10 protein-coding genes are annotated in these 16,536 nt (G+C 67.4%); 5 read left to right on the forward strand and 5 right to left on the reverse strand.

The genetic code is table 11. The features are described 5' to 3' along the window. Nucleotides 1-4: 4 nt before the first annotated feature. Together CAL29_RS02995 and CAL29_RS03000 are read right to left on the reverse strand one after the other, a co-directional pair. Nucleotides 5-1,405 (reverse strand): four-carbon acid sugar kinase family protein, encoded by a 1,401-nt coding sequence (locus CAL29_RS02995; protein ID WP_094851502.1) that lies wholly within the window; start codon nucleotides 1,403-1,405, stop codon nucleotides 5-7. A gap of 6 nt (nucleotides 1,406-1,411) precedes the next feature. Beyond that, nucleotides 1,412-2,689 (reverse strand): ribulose-bisphosphate carboxylase large subunit family protein, encoded by a 1,278-nt coding sequence (locus CAL29_RS03000; RefSeq protein ID WP_094851503.1) that lies wholly within the window; start codon nucleotides 2,687-2,689, stop codon nucleotides 1,412-1,414. Nucleotides 2,690-2,921: 232 nt separating this feature from the next. Between CAL29_RS03000 and CAL29_RS03005 the strand changes: the two genes are divergently transcribed. Then, a complete protein-coding gene (locus CAL29_RS03005) occupies nucleotides 2,922-3,800 on the forward strand; it encodes a LysR substrate-binding domain-containing protein (RefSeq protein WP_094851504.1) in 879 nt (292 codons plus the stop codon). A gap of 62 nt (nucleotides 3,801-3,862) precedes the next feature. Here CAL29_RS03005 and CAL29_RS03010 read toward each other — a convergent pair whose 3' ends face one another. The 3 genes from CAL29_RS03010 to CAL29_RS03020 form a co-directional block, all read right to left on the reverse strand. After that, nucleotides 3,863-4,621, reverse strand: a complete 759-nt coding sequence (locus tag CAL29_RS03010) for an SDR family NAD(P)-dependent oxidoreductase (protein WP_094851505.1) — start codon at nucleotides 4,619-4,621, stop codon at nucleotides 3,863-3,865. Between the two features lie 179 nt (nucleotides 4,622-4,800). Continuing rightward, the gene (locus CAL29_RS03015; RefSeq protein ID WP_094851506.1) at nucleotides 4,801-6,582 is read right to left on the reverse strand and encodes a sensor histidine kinase; all 1,782 of its coding nucleotides are present in this window, start codon (nucleotides 6,580-6,582) and stop codon (nucleotides 4,801-4,803) included. Next, the gene (locus tag CAL29_RS03020) at nucleotides 6,582-7,268 is read right to left on the reverse strand and encodes a response regulator (RefSeq protein WP_094851507.1); all 687 of its coding nucleotides are present in this window, start codon (nucleotides 7,266-7,268) and stop codon (nucleotides 6,582-6,584) included. Before CAL29_RS03020 ends, CAL29_RS03015 begins: the two co-directional genes overlap by 1 nt. 219 nt (nucleotides 7,269-7,487) lie before the next feature. Between CAL29_RS03020 and CAL29_RS03030 the strand changes: the two genes are divergently transcribed. From CAL29_RS03030 to CAL29_RS03045, 4 genes are all read left to right on the forward strand, one after another. Beyond that, nucleotides 7,488-12,893 (forward strand): autotransporter domain-containing protein, encoded by a 5,406-nt coding sequence (locus tag CAL29_RS03030; protein WP_179283881.1) that lies wholly within the window; start codon nucleotides 7,488-7,490, stop codon nucleotides 12,891-12,893. A gap of 50 nt (nucleotides 12,894-12,943) precedes the next feature. Then, on the forward strand, nucleotides 12,944-13,882 hold the full coding sequence (locus tag CAL29_RS03035) for a LysR substrate-binding domain-containing protein (RefSeq protein WP_256977155.1): 939 nt from the start codon (nucleotides 12,944-12,946) through the stop codon (nucleotides 13,880-13,882). Nucleotides 13,883-14,019: 137 nt separating this feature from the next. Then, nucleotides 14,020-15,462 carry an argininosuccinate lyase gene (locus CAL29_RS03040; RefSeq protein ID WP_094851509.1) on the forward strand — a complete coding sequence of 481 codons (1,443 nt, stop codon included), beginning with the start codon at nucleotides 14,020-14,022 and terminating at the stop codon, nucleotides 15,460-15,462. Between the two features lie 109 nt (nucleotides 15,463-15,571). Next, nucleotides 15,572-16,531 (forward strand): Bug family tripartite tricarboxylate transporter substrate binding protein, encoded by a 960-nt coding sequence (locus CAL29_RS03045; protein ID WP_094851510.1) that lies wholly within the window; start codon nucleotides 15,572-15,574, stop codon nucleotides 16,529-16,531. The last annotated feature ends 5 nt before the right edge of the window (nucleotides 16,532-16,536 follow it).

Consider the following 16,536-nt stretch of genomic DNA (forward strand, 5'->3'; position numbering starts at 1 on the left):
TCTATCAGGCGATGTTCCCGTCGCGCGCACTGACGAAGAATCCCGCGTCGCCCATTTGACCGCCCTTCAATGCAAGCTGAAGGTTCCGCAGATGCGGCTTTTCGGAGATGACGCGGCATAGCGGCGCGCCGGGCGTCAGACGCGTGTCGATCTCGAGCGCATCCGGCCCGAGCACCTGCGTGACCTGGCTCGACGTGTCGCCACCGGACAGGATCAGGCGGCGCAGCGGCTGGGCCTTGAGCACCGCATCCGCGATCGCGCCGAGCCGCTGCCCCAGCGCGCGGCCACCGAGATGACGCGCATCGTCGCGGGTCATGCCTCGCGCCGTGAGCGCGTCGAGCATCTCGCCGATGCGCGGGTCGCGCGGCCCGCGCGCCGTATGCAGGATCACGCTGCGGCCGTCGCGCAATGCGTGGAGCGCGCGATTCACGATGTCGTCGAATGCGCTTGCGCCCTGTCGATCGTCGATCAGCGCGCGGGCGTCGATGGCGATGTCCGCGAAACCCGCCGCGATCGCCGCGTCGATCTGCGTCGCCGACAGCGGCGATGCGCTTCCCGACATCGCGAGTATCGGCGCGGCCGGCTCGATCCGGTCGAACGAACGCGTTACCGCGGGCAGGGTTCCTTGCTCGGCCCACCATTGCGTCATGGCGTATTCCAGGCCGGACGAGCCAACCGCAAATACCGGCCCGTGGGTCTGCGCATAGCCTTCGAGCAGTCGCCCGATTTCGGTCAGATGTGCGCGCGTCGCGGTATCCAGCAGCAGGCCGGCGGGCGCGGCGTCGAGCGCCGCCTGCCACGCGCCATCGAGCGCGGCGCGGCCCTCCTCGAAATTCGGCAGGTGGAAGCCTTCCAGCGGCAAGTCCGTCTGCCGCGCGAAGTGGCGCAGGAGATCGCCTTCGTCCATCGGCGTGACCGGATGCGCGCTCATGATGGGATGGCGATCGATACGGTAGATCTTGCCGTCCGTGCCCGAGCGCGCGAAAAGATTGCCGAAGATGCAATAGCGCTTCAGCGCGGGCGTGCCCGCGACGATCGGAATGGTTCGCGGGCCGAAGCCTGCGCGCGCGATTTCCATCACGCGCCCGATGCTGCCGATATGGGGCGCGCTGTCGAACGTCGAGCAGACTTTATAGTGAAGGATAGGCGCGCCGAGCGCGCGCAGCGCGGCGAATATGGGCGTCAGCGCCGGGGTCATTTCGGCGGGCGTCATCGCCCGGCTGTCGCCCGCCACCCCGATGGCGTCGAATCCGCCGAGCGCGGCGAGCCGTTCGGGCGTGGGCGGCTTCAGGAAGAGGGCGCAGCGCAGCCCCGCGAAGGCCAGCACTTCGAGCGCATCGGTGGATCCGGTGAAATCGTCGCCGTAGAAGGCGAGTCGCAAGGTCGGACGGCAGGCTTCGCTCATCGTCGTTCAAATCGCCTTGAAGTGGGACAGCGCGGCGCTGAGCGCGGGGTGCGTCTGCGCGTACGTGTCGAGGTCGATGCCTTGCATCGCCGCTTCCCAGCCTTCGCGCATGCTGGCCACGCCCGCTGAGATGCCCCGTGGATGCCCGATGATGCCGCCGCCCGCGAGGTGCATCAGATCGACCGAGCCCAGGGCTTTATACATATCCGGGGCCTGCGACGCCCATTGTCCCGACGAGAACACCGGCATCAGCGGCTGTACGCCCGCAAAAGGGGCGAGGCACGAGCGCGCGGAGTCGATCACCGACGCATCCGGCTCCCAGAACTTGCCGCGCACGCCGTTCACGTGCAGATGGTCGATGCCCGCGAGCCGCCAAAGCTTCTGGTACGCCGCGAACGAAAAGCCGAGCTGCGGACAGCGCGTGAACGCGCCCCAGCCGTTGCGGTGGCCGTGCAGGGGCAACTGCGAATGCCGGCGCATGTGCTCGATGCCCGCGAAGCCAACCCAGTTTATGCACATCATGATGCAGGTGCCCCCGGCGGCGAGCACCTGGTCGTGACGGCGCAGCATCTCGTCGATGGTGCCGGAGATGTTGATCGCGTACATCGGCATGCGTCCCATGCGGTCGGCATGGCGGTGCAGCACCGGCATGACGGCCGCGAGACGCGCGTCGAAACTCGCATATGACGGATTGCCGAGCAGTTCGTCATCCTTGACGAAGTCGATGTCGGCGGCGCAAAGATCGTCGACGATCTTCGCGGTCTCCTCCGGCAACAGGCCGATGCTCGGCTTGACGATCGTGCCGATCAGCGGACGGCCATGCACGCCGGTCACGCGTCGCGTGCCTTCGATGCCGAACGCGGGGCCGGGAAAGCGCGCGGCATAGTCGTCGGGCAGGTCGATGTCGAGCAGCCTGAGGCCGGTGACTTCACCCAGCTCGAACAGGTTGCCCGCGATGGTCGAGAGCAACTGCGGCAGATTCGTGCCCACGTTGTCGACCGGGAAGGCGATTTCTATCTCGCCGCGATAATAGATCGGCGTGGGGTCGCGGCGCTCGACGAACGCGCTTCGCAAGGAAGGCTCCAGCACGGGCGGGAGCGAATCCACGCGTACCACGCGAGCGCGGGCGCGCTCCTTCAATTCATCGGTTTCGCCGGATAGCGCGAGAAAGGTGCCGCTCGACTGTTCTCCCGCGATGACTTCGGCGGCCTTTGCCAACGGCACCGAGCTTTCCGCGAAGTAACGCGCCGTGAATTCCGCGCGGGGACGAGGGTTGTTGAGCATGTTGACGGCTTTACATTGCAGCGGGCGCGAACGGAATGGAGTGCGCCGTCTGTCTCCATATCTCGATTTATTCGGCGCGCACGAGAAGGCAAGGAACGCCTTTGCATGCGCGCTTCCGAGCGACTGACTATAAGATTGACGCTCAAAAGCTTCAAACGATATGATTTCTGCGCGCGATGCGAAAAACTCACAATAGCCGCCGCGAGCGCTCCGTCTGCGAGGAAATCTACGCATGCCCCGTCCTTCACTCAATGCGTTGCGTGCGTTCGAAGCCACCGCGCGCCTGCGCAGCTTTGGCGAAGCCGCGTCCGAACTATCCGTCACGCACGGCGCGATCAGCCGTCACATCCGCTCGCTGGAGGACAACCTGGGCGTGCTGCTGCTCCTGCGCAACGCCCATGCCACCGAGCCGACGCCGGAGGGCGCGCAACTCGCCGAAGGCCTGTCTCGCGCGTTCGCCCTGATCCAGGCGAGCGTAGACAGGGTGCGGCCGGGTCCGCTCACGCTGTCGTGCTCGGCCTCCATCATGATGTACTGGCTATTGCCGCGCCTCTCCAGGCTGCATAGGAAGGAGCCGCAACTCGAAATCGGCTTTCACACGGGCTACGGCGAGGTCGACTTCGCGCGCGATAACGTCAGCGTGGCGATCCGGCTGTCCACCATCAAGCCGCCGAAGGACATCGAGCCGAAGCCGCTCGTCGATGAGTGGATCGGGGTGGTCTGCTCGCCCGAGTACATGCGCATGACGCGCATCACCACGCCCGACGATCTCGAACGCGCGCGCTTGCTCGCTACGGCTACACGCCCGGCCGCGTGGGACAACTGGTACGAGGCGAGCCGCTTGTCGCCCGCGCGCCGTCCCGCCGTTGCCGAATCGTTCGAGCATTTCTATCTGCAGATCCAGGCCGCGAAGTGCGGTCTCGGCGTGGCGGCGGTGCCGCGCATGCTGGTGCGCGACGAACTGGATTCCGGCACGCTGGTTGCGCCGTTTGGCTTTGTGAAGGGGCCGCGCAAGCTGGTGCTGTGGGTGGCGCCGCATCTGGAGGCGCGGCCGCAGGCCGTGGCGCTCGTCGATTGGCTCAGGGAAGAATGGCTGAGCACCGAGGGTTAGGCCGGATGATGTGACAGCATGAAGTGGCGGCATGACGCGGCCGCGCGAACCCGCTGCCAGGCTTACATCGCCGTTCCGCCGTCCGCGTTATAGACGCTGCCCGTCACGAACGACGCCTGCGGCGACGCGAGGAACGCCACCACTTCCGCGATTTCCTCCGGCTGCGCGCCACGGCCTATCGGCGTGACGGCGTAGATCGAGTCGATGAAGCCTTCCGGCTTGCTTGCCAGTTGCCGGCGCACGAAATCGGTCAGCGTGAAAGCCGGCGCGACCGCGTTCACGCGTATGCCCGACTTGGCGAATTCGCGCGCGAGCGACTTGGTCAGCGCGAGTATGGCGCCCTTGGACGTCGCGTACGCGGAGGTGCCCAGCATGCCGCCGCCCCTGATGCCCGCGATCGAGCTGAGATTGACGATGGAGCCGCTCTTCTGCTTCAGCATCTGACGGATCGCTTCCTGGCCGCAGAGCCAGGTGCCCGTCGTGTTGACTTCGATTACGCGGCGGAACTCCTCCGGCGTGATGTCGAGAAACGGCTTGGCGCTTTCGAGCCCCGCGCTGTTGACCAGTACGTCCAGGCGCTCCCATTTCGCGACGACCGCGTCGACCATCGCCTTTACGCTGGTTTCGTCGGCGACGTCGACCGTCACGGGCATCGCCTCGAAGCCGCTTGCGCGTATCGCTTCGGCGGCCTCCTGCGCGGCGGGTCCACGTAGGTCGGCGATGGCGACGCGATAGCCGCGGCTCGCGAGCAGTTGGGCGGTGGCGTGGCCGATGCCGCTGGCCGCACCGGTGATGATTGCTACGGGTGTCTCGTTCGTCATTGTTGTGATCGCAGGGTTCGTCAGGTAGACGGCAAGGCCGTCCAGGTGGGAGAAAAGGCGGGGAGCGCGCTGGGCTGGCAAAAATATAGATCGCAGGCCTTGGCGGCATCAAACGAAAACATCTCAGCGGGCGCGGAGAAAAAGTCACAAAAGGCGCGCTGTACGGCCCGGCATGGAACCTAACCCGCCCCCACCCTCCCAATCTCAAGCCAAACCCGCGTCCCCTCGCTCCCGCTCTCGATCGCGAGCCTCGCCCCCAGCTTCGCCGCCCGCGCCCGCATCCCTCTCAACCCATGCGCCCCGGCCCGCTCCACCCCGTCAGTGGAAAAACCGCGCCCGTCATCGCTGATGGAAATCAGCGCCCCATTCCCTTCCGGCCGCGCCGCGATGCGGACGTTCCTGGGCTGCGCATGCCGGATCGCATTGTTGACCGCCTCCTGCACGATGCGCAGCACCGCCAGCGTTTCGTCCGGCGTCAGGGGCGGCAGGCCGGGCAGCGGATGGATATCCCATTCCAGGCGGATGCCGATGGCCTTGAGCTGCGGTTCGAGGCGGAAGCGGAGATTGGCCAGCAGCGGCAGCAAACCGGGAGACTGAGTGTCCAGCGAGTCGATGATCAGGCGCATGTCCTGTAGCGATTCCTCCAGCGACCTGACGAGTTCGCGCTTGTCGGTTTCCGGACGCCGCGCCATATGCAGCGCCGCGACCAGGTGCGCGCCCATGCCGTCGTGCATGTCCTGCAGGATGCGTTCGCGCTCCGTCGTCACGGCCGTGCGCTGCGATACCGCGGCCTGTTCCCGATCCAGGATGAAGGCCTCGGCGAAGGCGAAGAGCAGCACGAGGCAGAAAGGCGCCGCGCCGATCACGCTCCACCGGAAGTCGTTCCAGGACATCAATTCCATCCCGACCAGCGAGGCCTGGGCGATGCCGGCCAGCCACAGCAGGGCGGTCAGCCCCAGCGCCCAGTGCTTCAGGGAACGCGAGATCCAGCCCCGGTAGAGCAGCAGGCCGATGACCGCGGCGCGCGCCAGGATGTGCGGCCAGAGCAGCAGCCATAGCAAGTCGGTGACCGGGCGCATGATGGCCGCGACGGACACGGCAATGAGCGTCGCGATGGTCAAGGCATGCCAGGCGGGCAGGAGCCAGCGCACGCGGAAGCCGGCCAGGTTATACCCCGCCACGAACAACACCCAATACATGGTGGTCGAGGAGAATATGCGCAGCAATTCCTGTTGCCCGCGGCTGATCGGCAGGACCCAGGAGATATACGAGGTGGCCGCGAATACGCCCACCAGCAAGCCGAATTGCAGAAGGTGCGTGCGCCGCTGGCGGCGCAGGTAAGCCACCAGGAAGCACAAACCCGCGCCGAGGACGATCAGCAGTCCGTACGGTATCGCCACCTGCAAGGCGTAGCGAATCCGCCATGCCGGATCTATCTGCTCCGCCGGCCCTATGGTTATCGCGGACAGGCCGCTGCGCACTTGCGAGCTGCCTTGCAGGCGGACGGCCAGGGTGTTGGCGCCGGGGAGAAACAGGCGCGATGGCAGCACCAGGCGCACGGGGGCGTCGCTCATCGTCGTGCCCATCTTGTCGGGCGTGTCGAAAGCGACGCCAGCGTTCAGAAGCGATCCGTTGAGCCAGAATTCCGCGATGACGGAGATATGCGGGGCATAGAGCACCAGGGGCTGCGTGGGAATCTCGTCCAATGTGAACGTCATGACGTACCAGGCATAGCCGTCCAGGTCTCGATGCGTGAGTCTCCAGACGTCGGGAAGCGTCACCGGCGTGCCGCCCGAAACAGGAGGCTGCGCCGCGTCGCCGGGGATGAATCGCGCCTGCCGCAACTCGATGGCCGGGTTCTCGGCCAAGGCCGGCGCCGCGGTGATCGCCAGGAAACACATGGCCGCCAGGAAATGCGCCAGCACTGCCCGGAAGACGACGGCAGGCGTGCGCCCGCTCACTAGATCAGTCCCTTGCTGCGCGCGGCGTTGACGGCTTCCACGCGATTGTGCACGGCCAGCTTGCCGTAGATGCGCTTGATGTGCGTGGTGACGGTATGGATGGACACCGACAGGCGGGCGGCGGTTTCCGAGGCCGAATAGCCCAGCGCGACATGGTTCAGGATGTCCACTTCGCGCGGCGTCAGGTCGCCGGCTTGCGGGCCGTGACTCGAGGATCTGCGCTCGGAAGCCAACGGCGCCGGCGCGAAACGCTTGAGCAGGTGCCGCGCGATCTGCGGCGACAGCGGCGCGTCGCCCGCGTGCACGGCCAGGAGCGAGCGGACGAATTCCGCTTGCGTCGTGTCCTTGAGCAGATAGCCGCGCGCGCCGGCCTCGATGGCGCGCACGACGTGCGTTTCGTCGCCGAAGACAGTGCTGACCAGCACCGTGGCGTTCGGCCGTTCGCGGTTCAGCCATGCGATCAAGTCCGATCCGTCGCCGTCGGGCAGCCCCAGATCGACGATGACGACGTCGCACGGCATCTGTCCCAGCAGGCGGCGCGCGTCGGCCATGTTCTGCGCGCTGCCCGCCAAGACCAATCCTTGCCGGGCGCTGAGCATGCGCTCGAACTCGATGCGCAAGGCGGCGTCGTCCTCCACGATGAAAACGCGCACGGGGGCCTTTGTCTGTCCGGGTTCCATGTCCATTGCAAGTCGGGTCCTGGGCCGTATTCTAGAGCCAGCACCTCGTCCCGGGGATGGCGGTCTTCAGCGGCTCGCCAAGTGTTGTTTCGTACCTAGAACGGGTGATTCGCGGACGCCGGCATTTCCATAGACTCGCGGGGTTTTCCATCCTCCTATCCAACGGCCATGGGCGCTTCCAAGAAAACCCGCAAGACCTCTCATCGAAAATCGGGAAAAACGGGCGTGCTGCGCCGCAACGTGCTCGCGCTAGCCACCTTGTTCGCACCGGTGGCCGCGCTGGCGGACGGCGGGGCGGGCGGATCGGGGGTGGTGGCGTCCAGTACGCATGCGGCGGGGGGCGAAGCGAACTACGCGCCGGGAGGCGAGGGCGGGGCCGGCGCCAACGGGTCTGTCGATAGCGGCGCTGGCGGCGGCGGCGCGGGTTTTGTCGCGGGCGCGGGCGGCATGACGCCTTATGGCGGCCTGGGTGGCGCTGGAGGGGTGCATGGACGCGAGCTCTCCGTCGTGTCAGGCGGGATTTCAGGCTCTTTCGTGGGCTCCCCGGGGGGAGACGGCTGGCAAGCCACGATCCCGGGCGGTGGCGGCGGCGGCGGCGGGGAAGGCGGCTCCGGGCTGGTGATTACTTCGCCGGTGACCTCGCCCATTGGTCCCGGATCCATGATCGTATACGGGTCCGCCAACGGGGGAAGCGGTGGCGGCGGTGGGACTGCCGGATTGGACGGCTCCGGCCTTTCCAGCGGCGGATGGGGCGGCGACGGCGGCAATGGGGTCGTGGTCACGACCTCTTCCGGGGTCTCGCTGGCGTCGAGCACCACCAGCTTTTCGGGCGGCGGGGGCGGAAAGGGCGGTAGCGGCAACACGGACAACGCCGGCTTGGCGGGCGACGGCGGCCGCGGCGGAGTCGGGCTGCTCTACATCACGACGGCGTCCAGCGGCAGCGTCATCGAGATTTCGCTGGTGGATGGCGGCACGGTGCGCGGTGGCGTCGGCGGTGGCGGCGGCTTCGCGCTTCCGAGCCCGGGCGGTAACGGTGGAACGGGCGGCAACGGAATACAGACCGGGGCCGGGGCCTATTCCATCGATATCGGCGGCGCGGGCCAAGTGGTGGGCGGACGCGGCGGCGTGGGGGGCTTTTCCGCAATTTCGACGCCCGGCACGGGCGGGTCGGGCGGCATAGGCATCCTGGGCGACAACATCGCTGTGAACAATCATGGATCGATCAGCGGCGGCGCGGGCGGGTCGAATACCAACCCGGGCGGTGGCGTGTCGCTCGGCGGCGTCGCCATCCAGGGCAGCGATTTGAGCATCGAGACCGACGGCCTCATCGCCGGCGGCGTGAGCGGCGACCTTGCGACGCAGGCGCCCGCCATCGTCTTTACCGGCGGCTCGAACGTGCTGCGGTTCGACGGTCCCGTCGCGGGATTGACGGGAGATATCCAGCTCGGCGCCTCGCCGTCGCCCGGCTTGACGGCATTGACGTTCAACCAGCCCACGGACATCGTGCTGCCGAACGACATCACCGGCGCGGGCAATATCACCAAGAAAGGGGCCGGGACCCTGGCCCTTACCGGAAACAATACCTTCGACGGCGATGTCGACGTTGCGCAGGGCACGCTGGCGGTGGGCAGCGACGCGGCCCTGGGCGTCGCGTCCAACAAGCTCGCGTTCGGCGACGGCGCGGCCTTGAAATGGCTCAATGCCTTCGACCTGGCGCCGACGCGCGGAATTACCCTGAACCCGGGAACGGCGACGCTCGACACCAATGGCTTCGATACGACGATCTCGACCAGGATAGCCGGTTCGGGCTCCTTGAACAAAGCGGGCGACGGCAAGTTGACGCTGCTGCTCAACCAGGCATACACCGGCACGACGACCATTTCCGGCGGGACGCTGCAGCTCGGCGACGGGACGACGGGAGCGTGGTTGAGTGGTCCCATCGTCGACAACGGCCAGCTCGTCCTGGATCCGCCCGCGGTCGGTCTTTCGCTCGACAGCGTGGTCCAAGGCAGTGGGAGCGTGGTGGTCGGCGGCAGCGGCACGACCCTGTTCACCGCGGACAGTACCTACACAGGAAGCACGACGGTATTGCCGGGCGCGATCCTGCAATTGGGCAGGCGCGATTCGCCGAACGATACGGGCTCGATCACCGGCGACCTCGTCAACAACGGGACCGTGTTTTTTTTCCGGAACGGGGACTACGCCTACAACGGCGCGATCTCCGGCAACGGCATCGTTGTTCCAGGCGGCGCCGGGACGCTGGCGTTAAACGGCGTCAGCGCTACGCCCGGCTACATGGAAGTCATGTCCGGCAAGCTGCTGGTAGGGGACAACCCCGTCACGCACGGCAACGCGGTCTACGGCAACAGCATTACCGTCGACGCGGGCGCCACGCTCGGCGGCTACGGCAGCGTGGGCGGCGCGGTCCGCTTGAACGCCGGCGCGCATCTTCAGCCGGGCAACGGCTTGGGCACGTTGACGGTCGGGAGCCTTCAGGGGTTGCCGGGCAGTTTCCTGGATGTCTCCCTGGGCGCGCCCGGGCCGAATTGGACCATTCCCGGCGCCAGCGGCAGCGTGGCGGTGACGGGCGATCTGGAGCTGGACGGCGTCAGGGTCAACGTCGCCTACGCCAGCGGAATGGGCGCGGGCGTATACAACCTGTTCAGCTATGGCGGCACGCTGACCGGCTCCATGCCGATCCTGAGTAAGACGCCGATAGGCAGCAGTTTGTTCGTGCAGGGATTGAGCGACGACAAGCGCATCAACCTGGTCAGCGGCGATGTGCCCGATCTGAATTTCTGGAACGCCGACGGCAGGGCGCTGCCATCGCGGATGGGCGGTGGTTCCGGAACCTGGTCCAGGACCGCGACGGATTGGGCGGATATGACCGGGCACGTGATGGGCGCCATGCGCCCGCAGCCCGGCTTCGCGATCTTCGGCGGCACGGCGGGCACGGTGAACGTGTCGAATGCGGCGGGCGCGGTGCAGGCGACCGGCATGCAGTTCGCCAGCGACGGCTACGCCATGACGGGTGATGCGCTGACGCTCGTCGCGGATGGCGGCCATCCCGCGCCCGTGCAAGTGACCGTGGGCGACGGCAGCGCGGCCAGCGCCGGCTGGACGGCGACGCTGGGCAATGTCCTGGCGGGCAGCGATGGCCTGGACAAGCGGGGCCTGGGGACATTGGTGCTGACGGGCATGAACACCTATACCGGCGGCACGACGATCAGCGCCGGGAAACTATCCATAGGCGACGACCGTTCCCTGGGCGACGTCGCCAACGCCTTGACCTTGAATGGCGGCGTGTTGCGCGTGACTGGCGCCACCTTCCGCGGCACCCTGCGCGATATCACGCTGGGCGCGGCGGGCGGCGGTTTCGATATCGCCGACGCGGTCAATACCTTTACCCTGAACCAGGCGTTGTCCGGGACCGGCTCCTTGAGCAAGTCGGGCGACGGCACCCTGGTATTGGTACGCGACAACAGCTATGGCGGCGGCACGTCGGTCACGGCGGGGACGCTGCAGCTAGGCATCGGCGGCAACTTCGGCGGCATCGCCGGCGATGTGAATGTGGGCCCCGCCGGCACGTTGGCTTTCGACCGCGGCGACATCGTGACCTTCGGCGGCGCGATTTCCGGCGCCGGCACGGTGCGGCAGATGGGCGTGGGCACGCTGGTCCTGGCCGGGCAGAATACGTTCACCGGCACGACCGTGGTCGATGCGGGCCAGCTTCAGGTGGGCGACGGCGCGACCGGCGGCAGTTTGTCCGGCGATATCCGGAACAACAGCCGCCTGGTCTTCAATCGTTCCGACGATACGAATTTCAGCGGCTCCATCTCCGGGGCTGGCACGCTGACGAAACTGGGCGCGGGTACCTTGGCGTTGAGCGGCGACAGCAGTGGATATGCCGGCATGACGCAGGTGGCGATGGGTGGCCTGCAAGTCGATGGCGCGCTGGGCGGGACGCTTTTCGTCAATCCGATGACCACGCTGTCCGGCGTGGGCGCCGTGGGGCCCGCGACGATCGCGTTCGGCGCGACGCTGTCGCCCGGCAACGCCGCCACGCCGATGGGAACGCTGCGCGTCAACGGCGACCTGACGTTCATGCCGGGCGCGACCTTGCGCGTGCAGACCGCGGCCGACGGCAGTCATGGCAGCGTGCACGTCGCCGGCACGGCGAGCCTGGCGGGCTCGGTGGTGGACCTGGGACAGGACGGCACTTATGCGGCCTCGACGTCGTACACCATCCTGACCGCGGACAACGGCGTCCGCGGCGCCTTCGGCGCGGTGTCGAGCAACCTGGCTTATCTGACGCCCAGCCTGGCCTACAGCGCCAATGACGTGGACCTGTTGATGCAATTGAAGCAGGTGCCGGATGAGGGGGGATCGGACAATGGCGGCGGGTCGGACAGTGGCGGCGGGTCGGACAGTGGCGGCGGGTCGGACAGTGGCGGTGGGTCCGATGATGGCGGGGGCACCCGGCCTATCCGGTTCGCGGATCTTGCCGCCACGCATAACCAGCGCGCGGTCGCCAATGCGCTGCAAAGCCTGCCCGCGAGCAACGGGCTGTATACGCGGGTGTTGAACCTGCCCGAGGGCGCGCCGCCCGCCGTGTTCGATTCGATGTCGGGCGAAGCCTATGCCGGCGCCATCGCCGTGCTGCGCGGCGTGAGCGATAACGTGACCAGCGTGCCGCTATCGCATTTCCGCGCGAATCTGGACGCGGCGCGCCTGCCTGGCGCGGCCACGGCCCAACTGGGGAACGGAGATGCGTCCGCGCTGCCGTCGTCCGCCGCGCAGCCTGTCTGGGCGCAGGTTTTCGGCAACTGGCGCACGCTGAGCGGCAACGGCGATGCATACAGGACGCAGGATTCCGATGGCGGCCTGTTCCTGGGCGGCGATCATGGCGTGGGCAATGGCTGGCGCGTCGGCGGCGCGCTGGGCTATACCGACAGCCATGCCACCGTGCGGGATCTGTCTTCGACCACCGACGCCGACAGCTACAGCGCCACGATCTATGGCGGCAAGGGGTTCGAGGCCGGACCCGGAAAGATCAACGTGACCGTGGGCGCCGCGTACACCTGGCACGACGTCAAGACCCGGCGCAGCGTGGACGCGGCCGGCGCGAACGAATCGCTGAAGAGCAATTACCACGCGAGCACGGGTCAATTCTTCACCGAGCTGGGCTATGCCTTGCCCTTGAATGACCGCGTGTCCGTCGAGCCATTCGTGGGCGCGGACTATAGCGATCTGCGCACCCGCGGGTTCGCCGAATCGGGCGGCGACGCCGCGTTGGCGGGCAAGCCCGGCCGCAGCCAGCTCGCCACCACCACGCTGGGCCTGCATGCGCAGACGACCTTCGAAAGCGCCGGCGCGCAAGGCCGCCTGCACGCCACCGTGGGCTGGCGCCATGCCTACGGGGATGTCGATCCGAAGGCCACGCTGGCTTTCGACGGCAGCCAGCCGTTCACGGTCTATGGCGCGCCGGTCGCGCATGATTCGGCGGTGCTGGCGCTGGGCGTGGATATGGAGGTGAGCCGGCACACGACGGTCGGCGTCAGCTACAACGGCCAGTTCGGCGCCGGCAGCCAACTGAATGCCGGGATGCTGGATGTAAAGTATCGCTTTTGAAGCGTGCCGGAAGGTGGGACATCGGTCCCGGCCGGGACCGCCTGCCGTCCATGTCTATCACTTTCCAGCAACTGCATTGCCTGCGTGAAGTCGTCGCCCACAAGTTCAACGTGTCGCGTACGGCGGGCGCGCTGTTCACCACGCAGCCCGGCATCAGCAAGCTCATCCGCGCGCTCGAGACCGAACTGGGCGTGGAGGTGTTCGTGCGGCGCGGCAATCGCCTGGTCGGCCTGACCGAGGCGGGCAAGGAAGCCTATACGCTGGCCGGGCGCATCCTGCGCGATACCCAGGCGCTTCGCCAGTTGGGCGCGGGCGGGGAGGGCGCCGAGGCCGAAGGCGTGCTGCGCGTGGGCACCACCCACATCCATGCCCGCTATCACCTGTTGTCGCCGACCGACCGCTTCGTCGCCGCCCACCCGAAGGTGCGGCTCGAATACTCCTTGGGCACGCCCGCCGAAATCTACCTGAAGGTGCGCGACGGTTCGCTGGATTTCGGCGTCAGCACGCTGCCGGGCGCCACGCCGCCCGGCCTGCTGGCCATCCCCGCCTACGATATCCCGCGCTGCCTGGCGGTGCCCGACGGCCACCCCCTGCTCGATGGCCGTCCCATCACGCTGGACGAGCTGGCGCGCTGGCCGTGGGTCGTGCACGACGAGCGCTACACGTCCGGCGCGGTGGTCAGCCAGGTCTTCCAGCGCCATGGATTGCAGCCGCGCGTGGTGATGCGGGCTTCGGACGTCAGCATCATGAAGACCTATGTGGCGCGCGGCATCGGCATCGCCGTGCTGCAGAAGATCGCCATGTCCGACGAGACCGATGGCCGCTTGCGCGAGATCGACGTCAGCCACCTGTTTCCCGCCTCCACCGCCATGGTCACGCTGCGCGAGGACTATCTGCTCAGCGCCTACGCCCTCGACTACCTGGCCATGATCCTGCCGCATCTTACGCGCGCCGAACTGCTCGCGCAGCTCGGCGGCGAATCGGCTTGAGACGCGCCGCCACGCGGCTCGGCGCGCCCGCGATCATTCCCCGCGGGGAATGATCAATACCCGAAAAGTCATTTGACCGTGCGCCGAGGCGCCCTGCAGAATCCCGCCGGCAACTTACCTTACCGTCAGGATCGCGCATGTCGAACATCACGCCTACCGGCGCCAGCCCCGCTTCGGACGTCAACGCGGTATTCCGCGGCGGCGCGCGCGCGCCGCGCTGGCTGTCGCAGATCAATATGGCGTCCCTGCGCATGCTGGCCGAGCGCGGCATCGTGGCGCGGGACAAGGCCGCGGCAATCGCGCGCGGTGTGCTGCAACTGCACGAAAGCGTCTCCGGCACCGGCGCGGACTATCTCGACTACGAAAAGCAGTTGACGGCGCTGGTCGGCGACGACGCGTCGCTCATCCACGCCGGGCGCAGCCGCCAGGATATTTCCTCCACGCTGGTGCGCATGAACCTGCGCGACGACCTGCTCGGCTATCACCAGGCCATCGGCCGCACCCGCTCGCGCCTGGCCGAACTGGCGGCGCGGCACCGCGACACGCTGATTCCCGCGTATACGCACGGCGTGCAGGCGCAGCCGACCACGCTGGCGCACTACCTGCTGGCCTTCTCCAGCGCGCTGGGCCGGCAGATGGCGCGCCTGGCCGATGCCTGGAAGCGCGTGAATCTCTGCACGCTGGGCACCGCGGCGCTATCGACCTCCAGCTTTCCCATCGACCGCCGGCGGCTGACCGCCTTGCTCGGTTTCGACGGCATGGTGGAGAACGCCTACGACGCCAACCAGCTCGGTCCGGTCGACAGCAGCCTGGAGCTGGCCGGCGCGCTGGCCTCGTGCGCGGTGCAGATCGGCATGTTCGCCCAGGATCTGCATGCGCAATACGCCTCGCCCACGCCGTGGATGACGCTGCAGGGCGCGCTGACCGGCATCAGCAGCCTGATGCCGCAGAAACGCAACCCCGCCGCGCTCGAACAACTGCGCGCGCAGAGCAGCCTGCTGCTGGCGGAATTGCAGGGGCCCTACCTGACCGCCCATAACGTGCGCAGCGGCATGTTCGACTACCGCGCCTACGAACCGCTGCCGCCATCGCGTCCCGGCCTGGTGCTGGACCTGCTGGAGAAAGTCGTGGGGGGCTTGATGGTCGACCCCGCGCAGGCGCGCGCCGAGGTCGAGGCCGACTATTCCACGGCGACCGAGATCGCCGACAAGCTGATGCAGAAGGCCGGCGTGCCCTTCCGCATCGGGCACCACTATGCATCCGAGTTGACCGACCTGGGCCGCCGGCAGAAGAAGGCGCTCAAGGATATTCCCTACGCCGAGGCGTCGCGCCTCTATCGCGAGCAGACGGGCGCCGGCCTGCCCCTGGACGAACAGGACTACGCGCAGTGCATCGACGCCGGCCGAATGATCGCCGGGCGGCAAGGACTGGGCGGTCCGCAGCCTGGCGAGATCGACCGGCTGCTGCAAGCCGATATCGAGGACAACGCGCGTGCCGGTTCGTGGAACGACACCATGCGCGAGCGCTTGGAGACGGCTACGCGGGAGTTGTCGCGCCTGACGCATGAATTGACGAACTGACGAATTGACGGACGCCTGGCGCGGCGCATGACGCGCCAGGCCGCGCCGCGGGCAACCGCGGCGGGACGTGCGCCTCATAACGACACGAAGCCACAAGGAGACCTCGAATATGAAACGCCTCTTATCCTTACTCGCCGCGGTGTCCGTCTGCGCGGCAGCGCATGCGGCGTCCTATCCTTCGCGGCCGATACGGCTGGAGCTGCCGTATTCGCCGGGCGGCGGCGCCGACGTGGTCGGCCGCCCGCTGGCCGAAGCCTTGACCAAGGTGCTGAAGACGTCGGTCATCGTCGAGAATCGCGGCGGCGCCAGCGGCATCATCGCGATGAACTACGTCAAGAACGCTGCGCCCGACGGCTATGCGCTGGTGCTGCCGCTGACCGCGCAGGTGGCGGTCAACCAGAACCTGTTCAAGAGCCTGCCCTACGATCCCCTCAAGGACTTCCAGCCCATTGCGCTGCTGGGCAAGGCGCCTTATTTCCTGACGGTCAATCCCAGCCTGCCGGCGCAGAACCTGCAGCAATTCATCGCCCTGGCCAAGCAAGACCCGGGCAAATACTCTTACGCGTCCACGGGCCCGGGCAGCGGCCTGCATCTGTCGATGGAGCTGCTCAAGTCCATGGCCGGGATCAATATCGCCCACATCCCTTACAAGGGTGGTGGCGACGGCATCGCCGACCTGCTGGCCGGCCGCGTGCAGGCGATGTTCCTGAGCGCCGGCAGCGCCAAGGGCCTGATCGACTCGGGCAAGCTGCGCGCCATCGCGGTGACCACCAAGACCCGGTCCGAGGTCTATCCGAATGTCCCCACCATCGCCGAGGCCGGCCTGCCGGGCTACGAATCGTACGTCTGGTATGCGCTGATGGCGCCCAAGGCCACGCCGCCGGAAGTCGTCAAGACGCTGCACGACGCCGTCGTCGCCGCGCTGAAGGACCCCGTCGTGACCAGGGAATTCGCCGTGGACGGTATCGAACCCGTCGGCTCCACCCCGCAGGAACTGCACGATTTCATCGTGTCGGAAAGCCTGAAGTGGAAGCAGGTGATGCAGCAGGCGGGGGTGAAGCAGCAATAGGGGTA

It is taken from the genome of Bordetella genomosp. 10 (assembly GCF_002261225.1).
Taxonomy (GTDB): domain Bacteria; phylum Pseudomonadota; class Gammaproteobacteria; order Burkholderiales; family Burkholderiaceae_B; genus Bordetella_C.